This is a genomic window from Gimesia panareensis, assembly GCF_007748155.1.
Classification (GTDB): Bacteria; Planctomycetota; Planctomycetia; order Planctomycetales; family Planctomycetaceae; genus Gimesia; species Gimesia panareensis.
Genome location: NZ_CP037421.1, coordinates 3887693 through 3909858, shown reverse-complemented (window position 1 = coordinate 3909858; position 22166 = coordinate 3887693). Strand labels below are relative to the sequence as shown.

Here is a 22166-nt window from a genome sequence, read left to right as displayed (position 1 = left end):
CCGATGGATCGTTTTTTCTTTCTGCTGAGTGTGCTCTGGGCGCTGCCGAATACGTTGCTGGGGCTGGTGATCGGCGGGGTGGGGATCTGCTTTGGCGGACGGGCCCGCGTGCGGGGGCGGGCGATTGAGTTCTATGACGGCGGGACCAAGTGGTTCATTCAGCGTCTGCCGCACGGTCAGTTTACGCTGGCTTTGACGCTGGGGCATACGATCCTGGGACAGACGGATGCGTCGCTGGATATTTCGCGGAAGCATGAAGCCGTACATATCCGGCTGTACGAACGCTGGGGACCGTTTATGCTGCCCGCTTATTTTCTGTCGTCGGTTTATATGTGGCTTTGTGGCCGCCGGTTCTATCGCGATAATCCGTTCGAGCGGGAAGCCTACGATGCCGATGGCGGGGAGCAGGATGCGTGATTTTCTGTGAGATGTTGTCGCAGGGCGGTTTGATTGTTAATGTCATAGGCAGGCTCGCACATCTTTATGCCAGGTCGCGTTTCTTAATTCGAACGGTCTATACCAAAGTCGTTTCAACCGGGGCTAACGCCCTGCGGCTAATTTGGCTTTGCTGTTGAAGTCCGGAAAACGGGAGTAACAGCATCCCCTCGGACTCATTGAATACTTACAGAGCCAACGTTATAGACCTCTAAACCACGCTGAAAACGATTAAATAGACACTACCCAGGCTATTCATGGTCTCTATTGGAAAACGTGACAACATGTGGCTGCATGCTTCCTGTAAACTTGAATTTGAGATTCCGGTGGCGACGCCCTTTATTCTGATGCTGCGGCCCCGCAGCGGCAGTCAGCAGTGGGTGGCCCGCGAGCAGTATGTGCTGTCGCCGAGTGTCTCGGCCATTGAATTTACCGATCAGTTCGGCAATTTGTGTCAGCGGCTGGTGGCACCCGCCGGTCCTTTTTCTGTCCAGACAGCCTTTGATATTGAAGTGGCCGATAGTTCCGATGTGGCCCCCGGTGCCCCGTTTGTGCCGGTGGAGCAGCTGCCGGACCAGACGCTGCCGTTCCTGTTTCCCAGCCGGTACTGTGAATCCGATCGTTTCTCACAGATGGCGGCCGCGCTGGTGGAAGGCGTGAATCCGGGGTACGACCAGTGCGTCAAGATTGTGGAGTACATTCAGAACTCGTTAACGTATGCGCCGGGGGAAGGTCAGGAACTGATCAGTGCGACGGAAGTGAATCAGAAGTCGCAGGCTGTCTGCCGGGACATGGCTCACCTGGGAATTGCCTGCTGTCGGGCGCTTTCGATTCCGGCGCGGATGGTGGTCGGTTATCTGGAATCGTTACAGCCGATGGACCTGCATGCCTGGTTTGAAGCCTATGTGGACGGTCGCTGGTACACGTTCGATCCGACTCAGACGACGTTGGCGGGGGGACGCGTGGCGATTGCCTATGGGAGAGACGCTGCGGATGTGGCGATCTACACGCAATTTGGGGATCCGGTTGAGATTTTGAACATGGAGGTTCGTGTTGAACAGATTTCTGAGCCGGTTGAATGAGTTGGGTTGTGCATTGATCACTGAACTTTTTATCGCTCGCAGGTGTCAGAGACACATTGTGCAGGTGACCTCGAAATGAATCCCGTGAAAGTCAAAGAGAGAACCGAGATGTCTGAGCCGATCGATCCCAATAAAGTTGTGGTGTTGACGGGGGCCGGGATCAGTGCCGAGAGCGGGCTGCCGACGTTTCGGGATATGGGCGGCCTGTGGGAGCAGTACGAGATCACCGAGGTGGCTTCGCCCGAGGCCTGGGAAGCGAATCCGCAACTGGTACTGGATTTTTATAATGCGCGTCGCACGCAGGCGGTCGCGGCTGAACCGAATGCGGCACATCGCGCGCTGGCGGAACTGGAGAGCCGGTACAACGTGGTTGTGATTACGCAGAACGTGGATGACCTGCACGAGCGTGGGGGTTCGAGCAATGTGATCCATGTGCATGGGGAACTGGTGAAAGCCCGCAGTACTGCTGATCCGGAGCTGATTTATGAAATCGGCGGGAAGGAAATTCAGCTGGGCGATCTCTGTGAAGCGGGTTCACAGTTGAGGCCGCATATTGTCTGGTTTGGGGAAACGATTCACAACACGGAAGTTTCCGTGGCCCACATTCGCAGTGCGGGCAAGGTATTGGTGGTGGGAACGTCGCTGTCGGTGTATCCGGCGGCCGGTCTGGTGCAACTGGCCAGCGAAGAGGCGGAGAAGTTGATCGTGAGCCCGGACCTGGAGCAGGAGCCTGTCGGCTTTGAGTGGATCAGGGGGACGGCGGTGGAACATGTGCCACAGATTGTGCAGCGGTGGCTGGAAGGGGAGCGGGGGGTATAGTGTCGGTAGTGGATTGTCCTGGTGACGCGATGCGGCTTGGGACTGGTGTGCTGTGATGGCGCGGTCGCTCTGACAGTTTCCTGCGGTCTGCAACCACCCCGAATTGCATTCGGGGGCACCCTGGTTTTTTAGTCCCTTGTGAGGTTGAGAAGGTTGCCTGTCGCCAGGCGGGCGGACACATGGGTCCCGCCCCTACGAAAGGGGTTGGTAGTCTGTTTCGGTGTTGTGTGTTTGCGCTGGGACCTCCTGTTGCCCCGGTTATGGGGATGGTTCCGTTTGTGGAGCGGTTTTTCGATTTCTGCTGGTGGCTAACAGAGCCATCCGGATTAGATCAGAATCTGCAGGTAAAATGCGTATTTTTTCTGAGCCACTCAATCCGGGGAGTCAGGCACCCAGAATCCGGGGAATGGAATCGGCATTTCTCTGCGGATTCTTCTACTGCTGATTCCCAGGTTTCGGGCCGCAGTCGCCAGTCGGTCTGCGGTCAGGAATGCTTCCTTGCTGCGGCAGAATAATAATGCGAAATAGCCGTTTCTGATGTCTTCTCTGCTGTCACCAAATTTTGCACAGCGGCAGGCAAAGTGTTCGAGTGGTCTTTCCAGAGAGGATTCCAGGAGCTTTCTGGAAAGAGAAAGCTGTGCTGCCTGTTCCAGATCATTAAACTGTTCCAGCAGTTGGATGCAGAAATGATCCTGGGCTGCGGGCCAGTTGCTCTCAGGCCAGCTTTCCAGATCAAAATCGTTGAGTCGCTGAAAGCTCTGGTAGAGGTTATCAGAGTTCATGATGTTTTTTCGATTCGATTTTCACTGTTTTTTGTTGGTTACACGATCACTGTTGGCGCGCCAACAGTACCACCTGCCGTTCTGGTGCTTTATTCATTACTGATGATAGTAAGGGGGATCTCATGAATGCCCAGTTCTTTCAGGAATACGGGGGGGAGTTCGAGATCGAACTGATCTGCATCGATCCATGTTTCAATAATAAAAAACAGGTAAAGTCCGTTTGTTTTCAATTCCTCAAATACTGAGGCAGGAATTGCATGCAGCCAGTCAGCGATCTCTTTCAGCTTTAGCGCTAGCTCGTGTTCAAGAATCTCATAAGGTTCCGCGTCTTCGATTTCGGAGATCTTTCTTTCATAGAAGACAATCAGCCCACTCCTGCCAGGCTGCCGGTCAGCAATACATTGATAATCAGTCTGACTGAGACTGGAAACCTGGTTGAGAGGTTCCAGAAATAATTCGGATGTTACGACACGAGTATCTCTAAACTGAGCTGAGAGGACCAGATTGATTGATTGGATTGCCATGGGTTTTTTCCTGAGATGCATGTGAAATTCCGAGAGAGGTCCTCCGGTTGAACTTCGTTAAGCCTGTACCTGGTTGCTGTTGACCGTTTTTCATTTCTGCCGGTTAATCTTCCACTTCCAGGTGAGTGCCCCAGTGATGGAACGTTTCTGTGACGCCGGCGATGAGACGCGTTTTTTCCTCTGCACTCATCTGTTGTGCCTGATCTTTCCACCAGGCAGTGCCTGTGTAGATTACATATCCCGATGTGGTCAGCTTCCGGGCATCGAGAATCAAAGGCTCACCCTGAATCGACGCCATCCTGCCATTTTCGTAATAGAGCAGAGCATGCATGCCTGCCGGTTCTACCTGAAATCCGTTGCCTTGATACATGGCCATTTATCGCTTGAGTCTCCCGGTTAGTGGTGGATTTTCATCTCGCCTGGCTGGAGCCGATCTGTAGGATGCGATGGTTCAGATAGTTTACGGGATTCGTATCACATTTTCACGATCACTGTTGGCGAGCCAGCAGTATCACCTGCCGCCCCTGCGAAACGGGTTGGTGGTCTGGTTCGTGCTTGTATGTCTGAGCTGCCACCTCCTGTTGCCTGCGGCAATCCCGGATTGCATCCGGGACCACCCCGGCTATGGGGATTATTTAGTTTGTGGGAACGGTTTTCGATTTCTGTTGGTAGCCAACAGTGCCCCCCGCCGAGGTTACCTGGTTTTGAATGGAGTCGGCCATGAAACAGTTTCTCTTCAATCTGCTCTGGGGCTTGAGCCTGATAACGGATGTCTTTGATTTTGCCGAATGGCAGGTGGGGGTCAAGGGGAAATTGTGCTCTGAGTGGGCTGTGAATTGCTTTGATTTCATGGTGAGTTTGCTCCGATTTGCTCTGAATGTGCTCCGAGATGATTTGAAAATGTACGAGACAGGAAGAACCGGTTCATGCTGTTTCGGTGAAAAACTGGAAAAATCGACGGCGATTCAGGTGAATCTGAATCACTTGTTCGCACTGTTTCCGTGCTCGCATCATCCGCCTCGCGCGCGAAGCACATTTGCACAACAATACGGATCGGAAAGCGGGGATCAAGGCCAGTTTGTGCACGGGTGGAAAGAGAACCGGGGCGCAGAAGTGCAGGGGAGATTGAGACAGCTGATACTGATGTGGCAGCAAATGCAGGTCAGGCGCAGAAAAAATGCGTCCGAGACTGAAAGCGACGGACGCATTCCTCCACTACGGGAATATGTTAGCCCAGGTCGTCGAAGCCGTAGTGTCAGCGCTCATTGTTTCTCCTGTAATTCATTTAGAGCAGGAGACCATATATACAGATATCGTCACCAGGTGCTCAGAGGTTGAGTTTGATACTTAATTTTATTTCAAAACAGATCAATGAAAATGAATCAGTGCGAGACTGAGACTTCCGGTTCTTCATCCAGTCGTGCGGATTCAATGTCCTGTCGGGGGCCGAAGAACTCGAAATGAACTCGATCAGCAGGGACATTCAGGGATTTCAGACTCGCATAGACGTTCTGCATAAAGGGTTTAGGACCACAGAAGTAAAAAGCTGCCTGCTCGAAGGGAGTCCAGTCGCGGAGGAGTTTTTCGGTGACCACACCCTGATCGTCGCAGTTCTGATTTTCCAGATCGTCTGCCAGGGGCTGATCGTAGAGGGTGAGCGTGCGGACGTTCGCACCGGCACTACGCAGGTCCTGAATTTCCTCAGCAAAGGCGTGTGTCTGGCTGTTGCGGGCAGCCTGCAGGAAATAGAGCGGGACGTCAGGCTGAGCCGCGATCAGCGATTTGGCCATCGAGAGCAGGGGAGTGACGCCGACTCCACCGGCCAAGAGGACAACCGGCGTGGTGACCGGCTGCGCCGTATCGAGTGTGAATTCACCACAGGGGGGGCCGATTTCGAGTGTGTCGCCGACCTGGACTTCGTCGTGCAGGTAGGTGGAAATCAGTCCTGCAGGGGCATCAGCGGTGAGCCCGGGTTCACGTTTGACGCTGATACGAAAATGGTCGGATCCCGACTGATTCGAGAGGCTGTAATTCCGAGGCGAAGTGGGGGTGGTGGGATGATCAATTCTGACCGTGATGTATTGACCAGGCTGCCAGGCAGGGATGTCGGCTCCGTCAGCAGGTTTCAGGTAGAAGGATGTGATGACATCGCTTTCAGGCTCTTTGCGATCGACGACGAACGAACGATAGCCGTTCCAGCCGCCATTCTCTGCACGCTGTTCGGCGTAGATCTGCTGTTCGCGTTCAATGCAGACGTCCGCCAGGAGCTGGTAAGCTTCCCCGACCGCGGCCAGGATTTCCTCGGTAGCGGCCTCTCCCATGACTTCCTGGATGGCTGCCAGAAGGTGCTTGCCGACGATGGGGTACTGTTCCGGTTGAATGCCGAGAGAACAGTGTTTCTGAGCGATCAGTTCGACCGCAGGAGTAAGGGCGGCGAGGTTGTCGATATGGGTAAAATAGGAACAAATGGCTCCAGCGAGGGCCTTCTGCTGGCCGCCGGAATGCTGGTGCGCCTGGTTGAAAAAGGCTTTCACTTCCGGATTGCCGGCAAACATCTTCTGGTAAAAGACGCGTGTGACTGTTTCCGCATTAGCGGCGACCAGCGGAGTGATTTCTTTGACAATGGCGATGGTTTTTTCACTTAACATGTATGGTTCTCCTGGAGATTTAGCTTGAAACACAGGCGGAAACTTATATACTACATATAGAGGTATAGAATAGATAATTCTATACGTCAAGGTGTATAATTGGACCTTTTGGTATTTTTGGGGAAATCCCATGCTTTCAAAGACACATGAGTACGCTTTGCGGGCGGTCGCCTGTCTGGCAGGGCAGCCAGGTCAGCCGGCTTCGGCCGATTATCTGGCGGAAAAGACGAAAGTCCCCCGGCGGTACCTGACCCGGGTTCTGCAGGATCTGGCTGCGGGTGGGGTGGTGAAATCACGGAGTGGCCCGAAGGGGGGCTATGAGCTGATTCACGATCCGGCGGAGCTGTCGATTCTGGACATCGTAAATGCGATTGCCCCGATGGAGCGGATTAACAGTTGCCCTTTGGGACTGAAATCCCACACCAGTCTGTGTCCGTTGCATGCGGAACTGGATCGCGTGTATGCCGAGGCAGAAGCGGCGTTCGGCAATGTGACGATCGGCCAGCTGCTGGAATCGACAACAACAATTGTGCCCTTGTGTGAAGGTGATTGAAGGGCTCCCTGTAACCGACTGATTTGTAAACCGAGATGAAGGAAAAACGATGAGAGCGATGATGAGATACGTTTTTGTGGTTGCAGTGAGTCTGAGTTCGCTGGCGCTGGTTTCCTTTGCGAAACCGCCTGAGAGTGGCAGTCCAGCGGAGAAACAACCGGCGAAAGCGAGTTCGGTGAATAAGGTAGACGCAAAACAGACTGCGGCGGTGATGTCGATCACAGAGGCACGTGAGCGGGCCAAACTGGCGCACAATTTTTATTCTGCCACGCTGGATGCGATGCACCGGAGTTATTTCAACAGTGCGACGGCGCCGGTTCCGGCACGCGTGATGGAGCGGATGTTTGCTGATGTGGAGGCAGAGGAAAATATCAAAGCCCGCTGGATTGCCGTCAATGCCCGGGCGATGAGCATCGATCATGAACCGAAAACGGAATTTGAAAAAAAGGCGGCAGAGGAAATTGCAGCGGGGAAAGGTGAATACGAACGTGTCGAGCAGGGCGTCTATCAGCGGGCTGGTGCCATTTCCTTAATGAACCATGGGTGTTTAACCTGTCATCACGGGTTCGGGAAGCGGAATACGAAGGATCGATTCGCGGGGTTGATCATTTCCATTCCTGTCAAAGCAAAAGAAAAAAGTAATGCCGGCAAGAAATGAATGACCGTCGATCCCAATATTTGGTCAAACGCATGCAGCAGCCGATCACAGGATATCATCAGGACGAGACAGGGCACTGGGTGGCGCAACTGGCTTGCGGACACAATCAGCATGTTCGTCATGCGCCGCCCCTGGAATCCCGTCCCTGGGTACTGAGCCACGAAGGGCGTGCGGGCATGCTGGGCTATCTGCTGGACTGTCAAAAATGCGCGGACGGGACATCGCCGGATGAAAAGCCGGACTGATGTCTCTGGAATTAATTCCACCGGAGAGAGTGGATCAGCTTTCTGAATTCTGAAAGGAGCGTCCCGTTTTCAAACCGATGATGAAGATGACCAGAGTTACCGCTCCCAGGAAAAAGATGGTATCGCCGGGGACCCGTAACCAGCGGAGGGTCTGCATGAGGTCGGTCTGCATGAATTCACTGCTGCGGGCGTACCAGTATCCATGGTTGACCGAGGCATTGGTCTGCATGAGTCCGACCGGCAGCAGACTGAGCAGGCACATCAGCATCAGCCCTCCATTGAGTGCCCAGAAGGAAAATCGCAGCAGACCCTCTTTCCATTCTTTACCTGGCACGAGTACGCGGAGGCAGATCAGCATGAGCCCGATGCCCAGCATACCATACACTCCGAACAGGGCGGCATGACCGTGCAGGGGAGTCGTGTTCAATCCCTGCATGTAATACAGGGCGATGGGAGGATTGATCATAAAGCCGAACAAACCGGCGCCGACCATGTTCCAGAACGCGACTGCAACGAAAAAGTAGATGGGCCATTTATAGCGCTGCACCCAGGGAGAGGTGCGGGAGCGTCTGAGATCCTCGGTAGCATCAAAGCCGATCAGTACCAGGGGCACGACTTCCAGGGCGCTGAAAACCGAACCCCAGGCCAGTGCGACGATGGGCGTGCCTGAGAAATACAGATGATGGCAGGTACCGATGATACCGCCCGATAAGAAGATGGTGGCGGACATCAGCGCCGCCGCTGCAGCGATCCGGGGCTGAATCAGATTGAGACGCATGAAGATAAAAGCGATGACGGTGGTGGCAAACACTTCGAAGAAGCCTTCCACCCAGAGATGAATCACCCACCACCGCCAGTATTCGATCATTGAGAGATGCGAGTGCTGTCCCCAGGTAAGGCCTGCTCCATAGAACAGGGCAATCGCGCCTGTGGCGACGGTCAGTAAGACGACGAGTTGTTTCTGCTGACCGGTTTTGCGCAGTGCCGGCAGCAGGACGCGAATCATCAGGACGAGCCAGAGGAGCAGGCCGATCATCAGACCGATCTGCCAGAGCCGACCCAGATCGACATATTCATAGCCCTGGTGCCCCAGGTAAAACGAGACCTCGTCGGTGAGTTCGTTCTGGATGCTCAACCACTCTCCGGCAAGCGAGCCGACCACGATGACCAGTAACGCACCGAAGAGCAGATTGACCCCCCAGTTCTGTCGAGGTGGTTCCTGTCCACTGACCAGCGGGCCGATAAACAGACCGGCTGCCAGCCAGGCTGTGGCAATCCAGAACAGACCCATCTGCACATGCCAGGTGCGGGTCACGCTATAGGGGAGCCAGTTGGAGAGCGGGATACCGTAAAAACCTCCTCCTTCTACGCCGTAATGTGCGGTGACTACTCCGAGCAGCATCTGTACGAGAATCAATGCAGCGACGACCCAGAAGTATTTGACGGTCGCTGCCTGGGAGGGAGTGGCTTCCCAGAGAGCCAGTGGATCATGCTCCGGCGGTACCAGTTCTGCTTCGTCCTCTTTTCTGGCAGCATACCACCAGGCCAGACCGGAGATGCCTGCCAGGAGCATGATGATACTGACTCCGGTCCAGAGTACCGTTTCGCCGGTGGGGCGATTTCCCACCAGCGGTTCGTAAGGCCAGTTATTGGTATAGCTGATCTGCTCCCCCGGCCTGCTGGTCGATGCAGCCCAGGAGGTCCAGAAGAAAAACGCAGCCAGTCGTCGTAAGCGCTGGGGGTCGGTCACAGCGCCACGAGGGATCGCATAATCAGTATTTCCCTCTGAGAATACTTCCGTATAATGCGACAGGTTGGATTCGAAAGCGGCAGCACGCAGCGGGTCGACCGTGATGGTTTTCGTTTCTGGATCGTAGGTGTTCTTTCGTATGAGGGCAGTCAGTCTGCCTTCCAGTTGTGCCTGGTGTTCTTCAGAAAGCTGGTCAAAGCTGGTATTGAAATCCTCTTGAGACCAGTGATCGAGAATGAACAAGGCTTCGCGGTGCAACCAGTCAGCGGTCCAGTCCGGGGCGACATAACTGCCATGTCCCCAGACGGAGCCGACTTCCATGCCACCCATGGTCTGCCAGACGTTCTGTCCCTGTTCGATTTCACGGGTATCAATCAGGAGCTTGCCGTTCGTCGTCAGAACTTTCCCTGGAATGGGAGGCATCTCCTGGTAGATGCGGCTGCCGATCCAGCCCAGGACCAGAAAGGAGAGCAGTAAAACGAAGGTAAACGAAATCCATAAGCGTCGCATGATGATGTGCTTTCCTGGTTCGTGTTGCGATTGATCCAGTTGACTCTCCTGGTGCAGGTATGATCTCCAACGTTCATGTTCTTTATTTGCGGGTCTGATTCAAGGGGATTTCCGGAGTCAATTCGGTAGATCAGTGATTTCCTGCAGTATCTTTCATTCTAAAAGTTGTTGACAAACTGGATGGTTGTGTCTATATTCGGCATAAGATGTATCACTTATGCATGTTTATTTCAAGTCAGGTTTAAAAAATGCAACTCACCATGCAGACCGATTACGCGTTACGGACACTGATGTATCTGGCATCACGGAGTGACCGGGCGACTGTAGCCGACGTGGCGACGCTGTTTGATATTTCCTCGAATCATGTGGCGAAGGTGGTGAATCTGCTTTCGCGGTTCGGCTATATCCGCAGCGTGCGCGGTCTGGGTGGCGGGATTGAACTGGCAGTGCCCCTCGAAGAGATTCGTCTGGGTGAAGTGATCGAACGCTTCGAAGGGAATCTGCATCTGCTGGATTGCGTGGGGACGGAAAATGTCTGTGTGATCCAGCCGTTCTGCAAGCTGAAGGGGGTTCTGGCGGAAGCCGAACGCATTCAGCTGGACTATCTTAACAGTGTGACCCTGGCTGATGTTGCTCCTTCAAGTCGCCAGTTGAAGCGGGTGACATAGCCGTTCCACTGCTTTTCATGGGATCGGCTGTTGCGCCGGTCCTTCCCCGTTATTTTTCTGAAAGGAAACCTCATGCTCAAAACAGGATTTGTTACCAGCCTCGCAGTGACTTTTCTGTTCCTGTTCACTCTGAATTTGTCTGGCGAAGATCGACAGACTAAGAACAAGTCCGGTAAGCCGGCAGCGAAAGGAGCGGCGCAGCAGCCATCCGAGGCCGCCGTCGAGCGGACCCGCGATACCGTCAAAATGCTGGATGATATTTACAAGAACGCGGTCGTACTCATTACGGATAAATACGTGAATGACGAAGAAGACTTTCCTGCAGGCAGTGCCGCTGTGGAGCTGTTCAAGCGGGTGGGGAAGACCGGTTTTCATCATGTGCGGCTGATTGATGCAACCGGCCAGCCGTATGAGCCGAAGAATGTCGCGAAGACCAAATTTGAAAAGCAGGGAATTAAACAGCTCAAAGCGGGCAAGCCTTACTATGACGAAGTGGTGATCAAGGACGGCCAGCCTTACCTGCAGGCCATTACACCGATTCCGGTCGTGATGAAAAAATGCGTGATGTGCCATCCGCATTACAAGGATGCCAAACCCGGCCAGCCGATCGGTGCGATCAGTTATGAGCTGCCGATCAAGTAGGTTTGCCTGCTAATCTCGCCAGCGTTTCTCTTGTTGGATGAACGCTGATTTCCAGAAGTAATCTGTGCCGCGCACGACAAATATATGGTTGTGCGCGGGCAGATTTTGTTGTGCTTTCTGGTTCTTTGCTGCAGGGATTCTGAGAAATTTCATCATGTATGTTGATCTCAACTTCAGGTTAACCGCCCAGGACCCTGTTCCCGTCGACCATGGGTATCCCCTGTATGCGGCCCTGTCGAGACTGCTACCGGTGTTACACCAGCAGAACGGGATTGGCATTCATCCTTTACAGGGGCAGTATCTTGGAGATGGTCAGGTGGCATTGCGATCAGACAGTTGCCTGGTTTTCAGAACGCATGTGGAACAGGTTAATGAATTATTAAACCTCACTGGAAAGTCAATCCAGTTGCGCAGGTCGACCATTCTGATCGGTGTGCCTCAACTGAAGGCACTGGTCGCAGAACCGATACTGCGGAGCAGGCTGGTGGTGATTAAGGTCAAGGGGCGCAATGCCGCACAACTGGATGAGAAGTCATTCCAGACGGCGGTCAAAAAGCAGTTATCCGCCTGTGAAGTTTCCTCCCGGTCGCTGGTTGAAATTCGCAGGCGACGGACACTCCGAATTAAAGAGAAAACGATCGTGGGATATGAAGTCGTACTTGAGAATCTGGCCGAGGAGGAATCTCTGCAGATTCAGATACAGGGGATTGGGGGCAGGCGGCACATGGGATGCGGTCTGTTCAAGGGATACCGAACTTCTGAAAATTCGACAGAGATCAGTGGCAGCGCGGGTCATGAATAACATGCACCTGCTGAAGGGAAAAGGTGGTTGTGAATCAGATCACTGAAGCGAAAACGATTCGACTGGAGCTCTTTGCACCGGGTATGACGCCGTTGCATCGGGCGGGGCTGGGAGGCCTGGCATGTACGCTACATGCATGGCAGCGAGCGCGGGATGCAGGATCGGCATCGCGACTGGAACTCCCCTTTCAGTTTAAGGTCAATTCCGATTCAATTGTTTTGCATTTGCCTGAGTCTGCTCAGGTGGGTGTTATGTTACGCTCACTCTTCGAATTCGGGTTTCAGATCAATGCGGACGGTCTGATTTATCTGCCCGGTCAATTTCAGACGCCTCCCGATTCAGCGGTGCTGGCAGATCTGCAGGCTGGTTCTCTGCTGACATTTCTGCAGCATGGAAGCTCGCGCAAACTGGCGAAAAACGAATCCCAGGTCAGTCATTTTGATTCAGAAAATGGCGACTGGGAGATCCCGGTGACTTTTCGAAAATGTTCCTGGTTTAAACATCAAACAGGCTGGAAAACATTGATTGATTCGCAAGGAGAGTTACAGAATCAAGCTGTCAGAATTGATGGCGCGATTTATCCTGGAGCCTCGGTGAGGCACTTTGCTTATAAACATCAGACAGCCATAAAAGAACCATTGGAGCGGGTGTTGCCGCTCTATTTTGCGCTGGTGGGCTGTCTGTCACTGCCGGTCAATCGGGGAGTTGGCGTTCTGCTCATCCCGGAGGTAAAGGATCTGCGTGAGTTTATTCGTCTTCGTCACAGTCTGAATCCGCAACATGCACCAGGATATCGTGTGACAAACGCCGCGGATGCCATTTTGCAGGCGAAACTGCGCGTTGGTGCTCGACTGGAATTCAGCGCCGTCACTTTTCAGCCCACATCCTGGGCCCGGCAGCAGAAGTCACGCGTGAAAACCTGTGAAGTCGGTGCTCTGGATGATTCCACAATGGATCGATTTCGGAGAATTTACGCTGCACTGCCACCGCGAATCGTCTCTCCTCCAGAGTCGGGGAATGCGCTTGCAGTCTCTGCCCGTATCAGGACTTTCCAGACGGGGTATCGAGTCGATAGTGTGGTACGTTCTCTGATTGCAGATAATCTGGTGGCCCAGGTTCCCTGGTATTCCGGTTTCTCCAGTCTTATGTCGAGAATTAATCCTGTCACTGGAGCGCCCTTTCGCGATCAGGTTCTGTTTGAGCGGCGGGGTTTGAGGCAGCTGGTTTCCGATCAGGGGCTCTGGGATCAGGTAGAGGAATGGCATTTTGTAAAGGCCATCCAGGGGGCCGTGACTCAGAGTCGGACGGGAAACTTTCGGTTAAGGGGGATGCGGTTTGATGACCAGTTGCGGTTGAAACTGACCGGAGTACAAACGGTCGGTCAACTGCGATCTGTTCTGACGGATCTGTTTGATCGGAGTCAGGCCGGACCGGCGCAACTTCTGGAATGGTATCGAAGCCTGACGCTACTCGGCGATGACTGGCAACGTATTCGGGATTTGAGTCTGCTGGCCCTCGTCAGTTCGGGAAGTCGTTTCAGCGAAGGACATTCACTCAGAAAAACGGCCTGAAAGAAAATCAAAACCGGGAGCGAAAGTATGTCCCTGCATGTCTATGCCAACATTGTCACTCCCTTCGGAACGGCTGCGAATAATCGGGCCGAAACCGAGGGGAACATTACCACCCTGCAAAAGATTCTCTGGATGGGGCAGCCTCACAGTACTGTCAGTGCGGAAGCGATCCGTTTTGCACTGCGTCAGCGTCTGGCGGAGCTGGATGAGTCGGGAACGAATCGCCAGTGGAATGAGATGTCGCGTACCAATTCGTGGCAGGATCCGGAATTTCTCGGCTGGAATTCCGAAACAGGTAAGACCTATATCGACGATGATCTGCTGGGCTATATGCGGGCAGAGGCAGCGAAAGTGGATGGCCCGGGGACTGCCCGGGTCCGCAGGGCGGTGCTGGAAGTGACGCGGGCTGTGTCTCTGACTCCCTGGACCGGAGACGTCACCTTTAACGCGGCCAGTCCCGGGGCAACACCCTCAGCTTCCCGGGGGAAAAATAAATACAAGAATCCGGTTCCTTACGGAAGTGAAGTGCATGCGACCCGTTATCAGTTTGGAATATCACTCACGCCTGGAAGTTTGCGGGAAAAGTCCCGCGCGGCGAAAGCGATCGAAGCCTTGTGTCATCTCGGGTCGGTCGCGGGAAATCAGGGACGGTTTCTGTTTGACTTTTCCCCCGAGGCGGTCGTGTTTCGCCTGACGCATGATCCTGCACCGCGAATTCTGTACTGTTTCGAATCGAATGATTATGGGAAATCGGTCTGTGTCGATCAACTGCTGACGCGTCTGGATACAGGGGATATTAAACCAGAAGAATTGATCTGTGGCGTCAGTGATCGAGAGTCTGCCCTGGCACAGCAGTTGCAAAACCGGGGAATAGAACCGGTGGGTGTTAAGGCAGCCTGCAATTCGTTGACCAATCGTATGACGCAGGCTTTGGAAGTCGAGGCAGGAACATGATCGGCGTACATGTGACAGTGCCTGTTTCCTGTTTTCGAAAAGGGTATTCGCGGGAGTATCTCGAAACACATCAGATTCCTCCTCCAGCGACCTGTTATGGATTCCTGTTATCCCTGGCCGGTGAGCGGGACCGCAGGCGTCATATTGGTTGTCGGGTGACGGCGGTGATTTTAAACGATCCTGCAAAAAGCGTCGTACTGCGGAAAGTCTGGCGCGTTAAAAATCCCCGCCCGGAAGCCCCCGAAAATATGCGGCCCGATTTCCAGGAACTCTTATCAAATCTGGAACTGATCCTATGGGTTGATTCAACCGAAGAACGGAATTCGTGTGGACAGACTCTGGAGCAGCGAGTCTGTTCCACGCTTGCGCAGCCTGAGCTTGTCAATCGTTCCGGGGGACTATCGCTCGGAGAAAGTACGCATCTGGTCAATGATGTAGGAACGATCGACAATGGATCAAAATGGAGTGAGTCTTTAAAGGGGAGTGCATTTCTGCTGGATCCCCGGGGAGAGCTGACCCTGCCGGTCTGGGTGGACCATGTCCATTCCGTTGAGACACGTTATGTTACGGGGACTCTTCAGGCAACCAGTCTGAAGAAACCGCCACGAGAAAAAGTTCCGTTGATCAGCCCACATTGATGGATTGTCATTTAAGAAGATTTGTTAAGTGTAGAGCGATATCTGATGCCGCCAGGCGTTGAGTAAAATGGTGAAATTCTGAAAAGTTATAATGTCAGATTATTTTTGTGATGCCGACAGGCGTTGAGCACTAAAAACAGGTTTATAAACAATACGCTCCCTGAGCTATGACAGCTTGATGCCGCCAGGCGTTTTTGAATTGAGGATGTTGATGAAGTGCTGATGGAAATGATCAACGACGGGTGCGTTTGATCTGGACCGATTCGATCTGTTCCAGGCGGCCCAGGCGGAGAATGACATCGTCTGCCGTGACGTTGTCGCGGAGGATGACATCGTATTCCAGGGCGAAGGCGCTCCCTTTGCGAGTGGTTTCCGCGCCCGTGTTTTCATATTCTTCGCAGAGCTCATTCAGAATCTCATTCCAGATCTGATCTGCTCCCAGTGCCACCTGCAGACGTAGATGCATAATGCATGCGTGCTGTTTGAGTTCTGCAGGATGGACTGTGGACCAGTGCGGCTGGAAGTGAGTAGCGGCACCGATCACGACGAAGCCGAGCGAAGCGACCAGATATTGTCCGGCTCCGATGGCCATGCCGACGACCACAGCAAAGAGCACAAATGCGACGTCCTGGGTCGTCTGCATCGCGGTCCGGAAACGGACGATCGACAGAGCGCCCACCAGGGAGAACGCACGAGCGACATTTTCGCCGATGATCTGTGTCGCCATCGCGATCAGCACGCACATCAGCACCAGGGTTACCGACAGTGTTTCATCGGCGACGGTTTTCTGATGTTTTCGCGCCAGATAAGCTACACCGCAACCCGCGGCCCAGGAGAGCAGCAGATTCACCATGATCGTGCCGAATGCAGGCTCTGAAGAGGATGTGACTTGTGTGAACCAGTCTGTCATGAGATACGGTCTTGTGCAGGAAATTCAGGATAGGGATTAAAGGTTGGAAGCCACTGCGGTACGGTATTTGGAAAAGCCGGTTGAGATGAGGGGAATCTCCAGCAGCAGTCGTTTGAACAGCGGAGGCAGGATGTCGTGAAATTTCAGTTCCATGATTTCGCCTCCCTGATAGAGGTCTGATCGATCGGTCGGTTGATCCGGAATTTCCCAGCGACTGCATTTCTGCCCTGCGAGCTGATTGTCGATCGTCAGGCGGATGTGCTGATTCTGATAGCGGACTATCCGGGCAAAACGCTGATAATGCACCAGGGCACTGGGGTGCAAGCCACGCTTCTGGATGCTCTGCCGAAACCAGTCTCCCGGCCAGAGGTCATCTGTCGCTTCTGATTGCTGCAGCAGGGGGAGTTGCGCAGCCGGAATGGAAGTCCGACTTTTCTGGACAATGTTATTCCGCTTACTTTTGGTTTCCAGCCAGAGTACAGGCTCTGCTGCATAGCGACGCAGGCGATACTTCGTCGTCCCGCCCAGTCGGGTTTTACGGTAGATGTCCAGTGCCGGCGTGTCGAGATAAAGAGTGTTGATGGCATAGCTGTCGCCGATGGCCGTTGTGCAATGCGGATCCGGATCCATCTGTTCCCGGGCCCAGCTGCGAACCTGGTGGCTTACTTCCGGAGTCAGCAGAAATTTCAATTCGATGCGGCGATCCTGGGCCTGATAGACCTGCATGGGATCGGATTCCGGAACGAAAAGTTTTAAATCCAAAACAGGGTCTCCTTATAATCTTTCCACTACTGGAGATCAGTTGAAGCTATTTTTTGCTGGTAACCTGCAGTAAATACTTCTGCCGTTCCCGGGCAAACTGATGCAGATTGACCGCACCGTGACCTCCCGGTCCGTGGACTGCTGCGGTTGTACCGACGGGAATCCGGCTGGCAGTCAATTTGACGAAGTTCTCAAAAGATCCGAGCTTTCGCGTGTCCAGTTTGACTTCTTTGAGCACGAGTTGACGATACTGTTCGACGACGGGCCCCAGTTCATCCCAGTCCAGGTCATTGGCGATGGTGCGAACTTTCTGCAGATAATTATCCCGTAGCGCAGGGACTGCCAGGATTTTGCTCCGCAGTGGTTTGGAAGGATCGTCCAGACCGATCAGGGGATCGAGTTGACCACTGGTATTGTGGTTTGCCTGTCCCGAGCCATGCTGTTGTGTGGGGACTCCCCGGGGAGGTCGCCCCGATGAACCTGGGGGGCCAAAGCCATCTGGAGAACCTGTTCCCCGGGAACCAGCGCCTGCCTGTCTGGGATCGAATCGTCCGCGCGGACCATGCGGAGGGCCAAATCCTGGCCCGCCTCGGACGAATCGAAAAGCTTCATTCATGTCATGGGGAAAGAAATGGAACCGGTCGTGTTTATCCAGAAAAATGCTGTAATCGCTGGCCCGGATCCAGTAGCCATCTGAATTGCATAACGCGTTGTCGATGGCGAGGAACCAGAGCAGTTCTTCCATGTCGACCTTGTCTTTGAGCGCTGCTTCCAGTTCTGCAGGAGGCGTTTGATCGAGAATGCGACAGAGCTCGATCAGTTTTTTGAGCGATTTTTCCTTGCCGTCTTTCATTTCGTAGGGATAACCGTATTGCGTGGGATCGTCTCCCCGATAGTCGAGTCCTCCACCACCGCGGGGGGAGCCACTGACCTTCCAGCGGGTTCCCTTGGCAGAGGGATAGTGTTCGCGGAGAAACGTTTTATTGAACTGCTGGACGTTGGTGTAAATGCCCCAGTTTTCACCGTTGATGACCACACGGACCAGGTTCGCTTTCGGAGCCGGCATGTGTTTGTTGGCGATGTGAGAGTAGAGTACGGTGCTGAGGAGGCTGTCGTCGCCGCTGTTATTGTTCAGATTCAGAGTCTTATAACCGAGCAGCCGCTGGTCTTCGTTGAGGAAATCGATGGAGACATTCAACGAACGTTTATAGCCGGTGGGGACCATCATGTAGCTGGACATGCCCCGGAAGTGAATGCCGCAGCCGGGATATTCTTTTCGATCCACGATCAGAGTCGCGGCGACTTCGACATCGGTGCCATGAAACTCTTCGAGCTCCGCTTCCCAGTCTTTGTTTTCGAAGTTGATAAAAATGGTTCGCAGGACCGCAGGATCAAAGAGTTCGGCATCGATGATCGGGACATCATCAGGAGAGATTTTCCTTCCTGGTCGAGCCGCAGAACGGTTGGCGGTGCGTGGTCCGCGCCGGTGCCCCCGATCACGAGAGCTGCGCGGATCCGAATTTGAACCCGGAGGGCCAAATCCACCCGGAGGACCAAAACCGCCGGGGCCTCTGTGCTGCTGGGGATTTTCTTTGAGAAATTTCCGGGCCTGCTGCCGTTCGGCGTTGTTCAGGGAGCCATCCTTGTCTGCGTCAAACTGCTCTACCAGTTTTCGTTCTTCCCCTCCGGGACCACCAGGTGGCCCGCCCGGACCAGGGCCAAAAGGAAAAGAAGGTCTGTCCCCGAATTGAGTGGGAGGCTGCGATGTCTGCTGCCGGGACGGCCCAGGTGTCTGTGCCAGAGCAGGGGAGGTAACAATAGTGATGGCAATAAGATAGAACAGGTTTGAACACACGTCTTTTTTCATGGGAAGCCTCACTTTTGTCCTCTGTCAGATCCGGTGAAAACAATGTCTCTGAGAATTTAGTAACGAAACTTCCCGGAAGACCGCCGCATTTTTTGTATAATTTCTTGAGATTAAGCGAAGAACGGTGGCGGTCTTGTCGGGTTTTCCGTGACTAAACAGAGAGGACCGCCACAGAGCGTGCTCGATTGCTGATCTGAATTTCCCGTCTGTCAAAGTAGAAGCCCACATGTCTGCTGATTCAGAAAATGAAACCGTTATCCAGTCCACCGCGGATTTACTGGCCAGCGCCAGGGAAGGGAACGAGCAGGCACTGGGGCAGATTCTGTCTGCACAGCGGGCCTATCTGAAGGTTCTGGCGCGGGTCGAAGTGGGACGTCATCTGCAGGCCAAGCTGGATGTCTCGGATATCATTCAGGAAGTCTTTCTGGAAGCCCATAAAAGTTTCTCCCAGTTTCAGGGATCCGAAGAGCCGCAGTTCATTCAATGGGTCCGTTCCATTCTGGCGCATACGATTGCTAATACTGTGCGGCGTTATTTTGGAACGCAGGCTCGCGATCCGCGGCTGGAGAAGCAGGTGGCTGCGGGCATTGATCAGTCGGCTGTTTCGCTGGGGGGGATGCTGGTCGATCCGGGGGCTTCCCCCAGCCAGCAGGTTTCACGGGTGGAGCAGACCCGCCTGGTTTCAGAAGCCCTGTCGCGACTGCCGGAAGATTATCAGTCGGTCCTGATTCTCAGGCATCTGGAAGGGCTGACGTTTCCCAAGATTGCAGAACGAATGGGGAAGACCGTGAATTCTGTGGAAAAACTGTGGTTACGTGGGTTGGCACGACTCAAGAAAGAGTTCACCCTGTCGACTTCAAATCCGGAGGTGCAATAGTGTCTCAAGCCGAAGACAATCTGACGAATACCTTCATTTATCGCAGTGAGGACCCGGAAGACTCACGTGTGATCGAAATCTCCCGGGAATATCTGTCGCTGCTGGAAGCCGGTAAAAACCCTGACAAAGCAGCTTTTATTGAGCGTTATCCGGAACTATCCGAAGTCATTTCCGAGTGTCTGGAGGGGATCGACCTGGCGCATTCGCTGTCGCAGCATCTGACTCCCCAGCTCTCGGAAATGATCTCTCGGCCACTGGGCGACTTTAAAATCATTCGGGAAATCGGTCGCGGAGGGATGGCGACGGTTTATGAGGCGACCCAGTTGTCTCTGGGGAGGCGGGTCGCGCTGAAAGTGTTGCCGTTTGCTGCTTCGCTGGATGAATGTCAGCGGCAGCGGTTTCAGATTGAATCCCAGGCGGCTGCCAATCTGCATCATACGAATATCGTCCCCGTGTATGCCGTGGGTTCTGAGCGGGGCATGCACTATTATGCGATGCAGTTGATCGAGGGCGAATCGCTGTCGGAATGGCTCCTGCGACAGAAACAGGAACTGAGTGGATCACAGGTGGCGGTTTCGGATTCTGAAAAAACACCGACAGAAAAACCGGGCTCTGCAGCTGACAGCCAGAATCAGTCGAAACAGATTGTGAATCTGTCCGTGTCGCATACCGATCATCGGAAAGCGAAAGCCTGGTATCAGACGATTGCGCGCATCATCGCGCAGGTGGCAACCGGGCTGGAATATGCACACCAGTCGGGAGTGGTGCATCGGGATATCAAGCCTGCCAATCTGCTGATTGACGTGAAAGGCAATGCCTGGATCACCGATTTCGGTCTGGCTCAGGTCTCCGCGAGTTCCAGTGTGACCCGCACCGGTGATGTTGTCGGCACGCTGCGGTATATGAGCCCCGAACAGTTGAGCGGGAAACGGGCCATGGTTGACCAGCGGACCGATATCTATTCGCTGGGAGCGACGTTGTATGAACTGCTCTGTCTGCAGCCGGTCTTTGCGGCCAATGAGCATCAGCAGTTGCTCCACAATGTTTTGTATGATGAGCCCAAACCATTACGCCAGGTCGATCGCCTGATTCCGGTGGAACTTGAGACGATCGTGATGAAGGCGCTGGCCAAGGTTCCCGGCGAACGATATCAGTCGGCTGCTGAGCTGGCGGAAGATCTGCAGCGTTTTCTGGATGAGCGACCCATTCTCGCCCGCCGTCCGACTTATGTCGATCATGGGCGTAAGTGGCTCAGACGACATCCAGCAGTGGTCGTTTCATCCTTTGTGATCCTGCTGCTGGGCATGGTGGGACTGTCGGTCGCGATGGCAGCAATTTCCGAGGAAGAACGTAACACACGCGCAGCTCTGAACCGGGAATCGATCCGGGCGCACGAAGCGGAACAGCGTCTGGTGCTCGCCCAGCAGGCCGCTGACGACATGATTGCGCTGGCCGAGTTTGAATTATCAGACAATCCGTTCAATGAAAGCCTTCGTAAGAAACTGCTCGAGTCTGCTCTGGCTCACTATCAGGCTGTGATCAAAGAGCAATCGGATAATCCTGCCGCGCTGGAAAAACTAAGAGAGACCCGGGATCGAATTGAGAAGATCCTGTCAGACCTGATTGTCCTGCAGGCCGACCGCTATATGCATCTTATGATTGAACCCGACGTGCTCAGCGATCTGGGAATCACACCTGAGCAAAACCAGAAGATTCATGAACTGTTTGACTGGCGCTCGGCGCAGATGAATAAGACGATCGGTGAGTCGAAGAATCTCTCGGCGAGTTCAGAGATTTCGAAATCTCAGTTCATTCAGAATCGACGGGTAGAGGAATCGCGCCTGACGCAGGAGGGATTGAATGCGATCTTAACCAAGCCACAACAGAAACGGCTGCAGCAGTTGTCGCTGCGGTATCAGGGAGCTCAGGCACTACATGAAACGGAAGTGATCCAGGCGCTGAATCTCACAAACGCGCAACGTATGGCGATGCGAGTGATTGAATCGGAATACCATCTTCGCGGGGGCCCGCGGGGAGACGGTCCGCGGGGCGGTCCACCGGAAAAGGGAAAGGGCCCCGATTTTCATAAGCCAGAACGCGACGAGCGAAAACGGGGACCAGGCGGGCCCCCCCCGAAGAAAATGGTCTTCCCTCATCGTGAGCCGCGCCATTGGGAAAATGACCCGGAACAGCTCGAACATCTGCTCAAAGTTCTTACGCCCGAGCAGCGCCAGAAATGGGAAACGCTGATCGGCCCTCCTTTTAAAGGAGACTTTCAGGAGGAACGGGATTTCTTTCCCGGAAAAGATGCTCCAGACAGACAGCCGGCGGTTTGAGGATCCGAAAAGATTACCGCCTCAATGTTCCGCTTTAAGATTCTGTGAATGTATCGATCTCCACATTCAAATTTGTGTGAGTGAGTTGCTCAACGAATGTAGATAATGGCATAATGTCCTCTATCTCATTTCT

General features: G+C 53.8%; 23 protein-coding genes. 15 read left to right on the top strand and 8 right to left on the bottom strand.

Annotation, left to right across the window (positions count from 1 at the left end; all coding sequences use genetic code 11):
* Window positions 1-3 precede the first annotated feature (3 nt).
* The 3 genes from Enr10x_RS14560 (at window position 4) to Enr10x_RS14550 (ending at window position 2336) form a co-directional block, all read left to right on the top strand.
* Window positions 4-417, top strand: coding sequence for a hypothetical protein (locus tag Enr10x_RS14560; protein ID WP_232093401.1), 414 nt, complete (start codon window positions 4-6; stop codon window positions 415-417).
* 302 nt (window positions 418-719) lie between these two features.
* Window positions 720-1517, top strand: coding sequence for a transglutaminase-like domain-containing protein (locus Enr10x_RS14555; protein WP_145452675.1), 798 nt, complete (start codon window positions 720-722; stop codon window positions 1515-1517).
* Between the two features lie 75 nt (window positions 1518-1592).
* Complete coding sequence (locus Enr10x_RS14550; RefSeq protein WP_232093397.1) at window positions 1593-2336, top strand: SIR2 family NAD-dependent protein deacylase; 744 nt, start codon at window positions 1593-1595, stop codon at window positions 2334-2336.
* A gap of 371 nt (window positions 2337-2707) precedes the next feature.
* On the opposite strand, the gene Enr10x_RS14545 is transcribed toward Enr10x_RS14550, so the two are convergent.
* From Enr10x_RS14545 to Enr10x_RS14535, 3 genes are all read right to left on the bottom strand, one after another.
* Entirely contained in the window at window positions 2708-3118 is a 411-nt protein-coding gene (locus Enr10x_RS14545; protein ID WP_145450328.1) for a hypothetical protein, read from the bottom strand.
* A gap of 89 nt (window positions 3119-3207) precedes the next feature.
* The gene (locus Enr10x_RS14540; protein WP_145450325.1) at window positions 3208-3663 is read right to left on the bottom strand and encodes a hypothetical protein; all 456 of its coding nucleotides are present in this window, start codon (window positions 3661-3663) and stop codon (window positions 3208-3210) included.
* A gap of 82 nt (window positions 3664-3745) precedes the next feature.
* Complete coding sequence (locus Enr10x_RS14535) at window positions 3746-4018, bottom strand: hypothetical protein (protein WP_145450322.1); 273 nt, start codon at window positions 4016-4018, stop codon at window positions 3746-3748.
* A gap of 344 nt (window positions 4019-4362) precedes the next feature.
* Here Enr10x_RS14535 and Enr10x_RS14530 point away from each other — a divergent pair, with 344 nt between their 5' ends.
* Window positions 4363-4980: a hypothetical protein gene (locus tag Enr10x_RS14530; protein ID WP_145450319.1), complete on the top strand. Its 618-nt coding sequence runs from the start codon at window positions 4363-4365 to the stop codon at window positions 4978-4980.
* Between the two features lie 44 nt (window positions 4981-5024).
* Here Enr10x_RS14530 and hmpA read toward each other — a convergent pair whose 3' ends face one another.
* A complete protein-coding gene (gene hmpA / locus Enr10x_RS14525; RefSeq protein ID WP_145450316.1) occupies window positions 5025-6290 on the bottom strand; it encodes an NO-inducible flavohemoprotein in 1266 nt (421 codons plus the stop codon).
* 130 nt (window positions 6291-6420) lie between these two features.
* Between hmpA and Enr10x_RS14520 the strand changes: the two genes are divergently transcribed.
* The 3 genes from Enr10x_RS14520 to Enr10x_RS14510 are packed head-to-tail and all read left to right on the top strand — an operon-like array spanning window position 6421 to window position 7746.
* On the top strand, window positions 6421-6843 hold the full coding sequence (locus Enr10x_RS14520; RefSeq protein ID WP_145106506.1) for an RrF2 family transcriptional regulator: 423 nt from the start codon (window positions 6421-6423) through the stop codon (window positions 6841-6843).
* A 58-nt stretch (window positions 6844-6901) separates the two neighbouring features.
* Complete coding sequence (locus Enr10x_RS14515) at window positions 6902-7501, top strand: c-type heme family protein (RefSeq protein ID WP_197997618.1); 600 nt, start codon at window positions 6902-6904, stop codon at window positions 7499-7501.
* Window positions 7498-7746 carry a DUF3565 domain-containing protein gene (locus Enr10x_RS14510; RefSeq protein ID WP_197997617.1) on the top strand — a complete coding sequence of 83 codons (249 nt, stop codon included), beginning with the start codon at window positions 7498-7500 and terminating at the stop codon, window positions 7744-7746. The genes Enr10x_RS14515 and Enr10x_RS14510 overlap by 4 nt, the downstream gene beginning before the upstream one ends.
* Before the next feature lie 34 nt (window positions 7747-7780).
* Here Enr10x_RS14510 and Enr10x_RS14505 read toward each other — a convergent pair whose 3' ends face one another.
* Window positions 7781-10006, bottom strand: coding sequence for a nitric-oxide reductase large subunit (locus Enr10x_RS14505; protein WP_145450310.1), 2226 nt, complete (start codon window positions 10004-10006; stop codon window positions 7781-7783).
* Between the two features lie 248 nt (window positions 10007-10254).
* Here Enr10x_RS14505 and Enr10x_RS14500 point away from each other — a divergent pair, with 248 nt between their 5' ends.
* The 6 genes from Enr10x_RS14500 (at window position 10255) to cas5 (ending at window position 15281) form a co-directional block, all read left to right on the top strand.
* Window positions 10255-10674 carry an RrF2 family transcriptional regulator gene (locus tag Enr10x_RS14500; protein ID WP_145106511.1) on the top strand — a complete coding sequence of 140 codons (420 nt, stop codon included), beginning with the start codon at window positions 10255-10257 and terminating at the stop codon, window positions 10672-10674.
* Window positions 10675-10746: 72 nt separating this feature from the next.
* Window positions 10747-11316, top strand: a complete 570-nt coding sequence (locus Enr10x_RS14495; RefSeq protein ID WP_145450306.1) for a c-type heme family protein — start codon at window positions 10747-10749, stop codon at window positions 11314-11316.
* Between the two features lie 154 nt (window positions 11317-11470).
* Window positions 11471-12118, top strand: a complete 648-nt coding sequence (gene cas6, locus Enr10x_RS14490) for a type I-MYXAN CRISPR-associated protein Cas6/Cmx6 (protein WP_145450303.1) — start codon at window positions 11471-11473, stop codon at window positions 12116-12118.
* A 29-nt stretch (window positions 12119-12147) separates the two neighbouring features.
* Window positions 12148-13689 carry a type I-MYXAN CRISPR-associated Cas8a1/Cmx1 gene (gene cas8a1, locus Enr10x_RS14485; RefSeq protein WP_145450300.1) on the top strand — a complete coding sequence of 514 codons (1542 nt, stop codon included), beginning with the start codon at window positions 12148-12150 and terminating at the stop codon, window positions 13687-13689.
* 27 nt (window positions 13690-13716) lie between these two features.
* A complete protein-coding gene (gene cas7i / locus Enr10x_RS14480; protein WP_145450297.1) occupies window positions 13717-14643 on the top strand; it encodes a type I-B CRISPR-associated protein Cas7/Cst2/DevR in 927 nt (308 codons plus the stop codon).
* Window positions 14640-15281: a type I-MYXAN CRISPR-associated protein Cas5/Cmx5/DevS gene (gene cas5, locus Enr10x_RS14475; RefSeq protein WP_145450294.1), complete on the top strand. Its 642-nt coding sequence runs from the start codon at window positions 14640-14642 to the stop codon at window positions 15279-15281. Before cas7i ends, cas5 begins: the two co-directional genes overlap by 4 nt.
* Before the next feature lie 232 nt (window positions 15282-15513).
* On the opposite strand, the gene Enr10x_RS14470 is transcribed toward cas5, so the two are convergent.
* Genes Enr10x_RS14470 through Enr10x_RS14460 form a run of 3 tightly spaced genes read right to left on the bottom strand, consistent with a single transcriptional unit; the run spans window position 15514 to window position 18820 of the window.
* Window positions 15514-16191: a DUF4956 domain-containing protein gene (locus Enr10x_RS14470; RefSeq protein WP_145450291.1), complete on the bottom strand. Its 678-nt coding sequence runs from the start codon at window positions 16189-16191 to the stop codon at window positions 15514-15516.
* 36 nt (window positions 16192-16227) lie between these two features.
* A complete protein-coding gene (locus Enr10x_RS14465) occupies window positions 16228-16953 on the bottom strand; it encodes a polyphosphate polymerase domain-containing protein (RefSeq protein ID WP_145450288.1) in 726 nt (241 codons plus the stop codon).
* 46 nt (window positions 16954-16999) lie between these two features.
* On the bottom strand, window positions 17000-18820 hold the full coding sequence (locus Enr10x_RS14460; protein WP_145450285.1) for a CotH kinase family protein: 1821 nt from the start codon (window positions 18818-18820) through the stop codon (window positions 17000-17002).
* 226 nt (window positions 18821-19046) lie between these two features.
* Here Enr10x_RS14460 and Enr10x_RS14455 point away from each other — a divergent pair, with 226 nt between their 5' ends.
* Window positions 19047-19697: a sigma-70 family RNA polymerase sigma factor gene (locus Enr10x_RS14455; RefSeq protein WP_145450282.1), complete on the top strand. Its 651-nt coding sequence runs from the start codon at window positions 19047-19049 to the stop codon at window positions 19695-19697.
* A complete protein-coding gene (locus Enr10x_RS14450; protein ID WP_145450279.1) occupies window positions 19697-22033 on the top strand; it encodes a serine/threonine protein kinase in 2337 nt (778 codons plus the stop codon). The genes Enr10x_RS14455 and Enr10x_RS14450 overlap by 1 nt, the downstream gene beginning before the upstream one ends.
* Window positions 22034-22166: the final 133 nt, after the last annotated feature.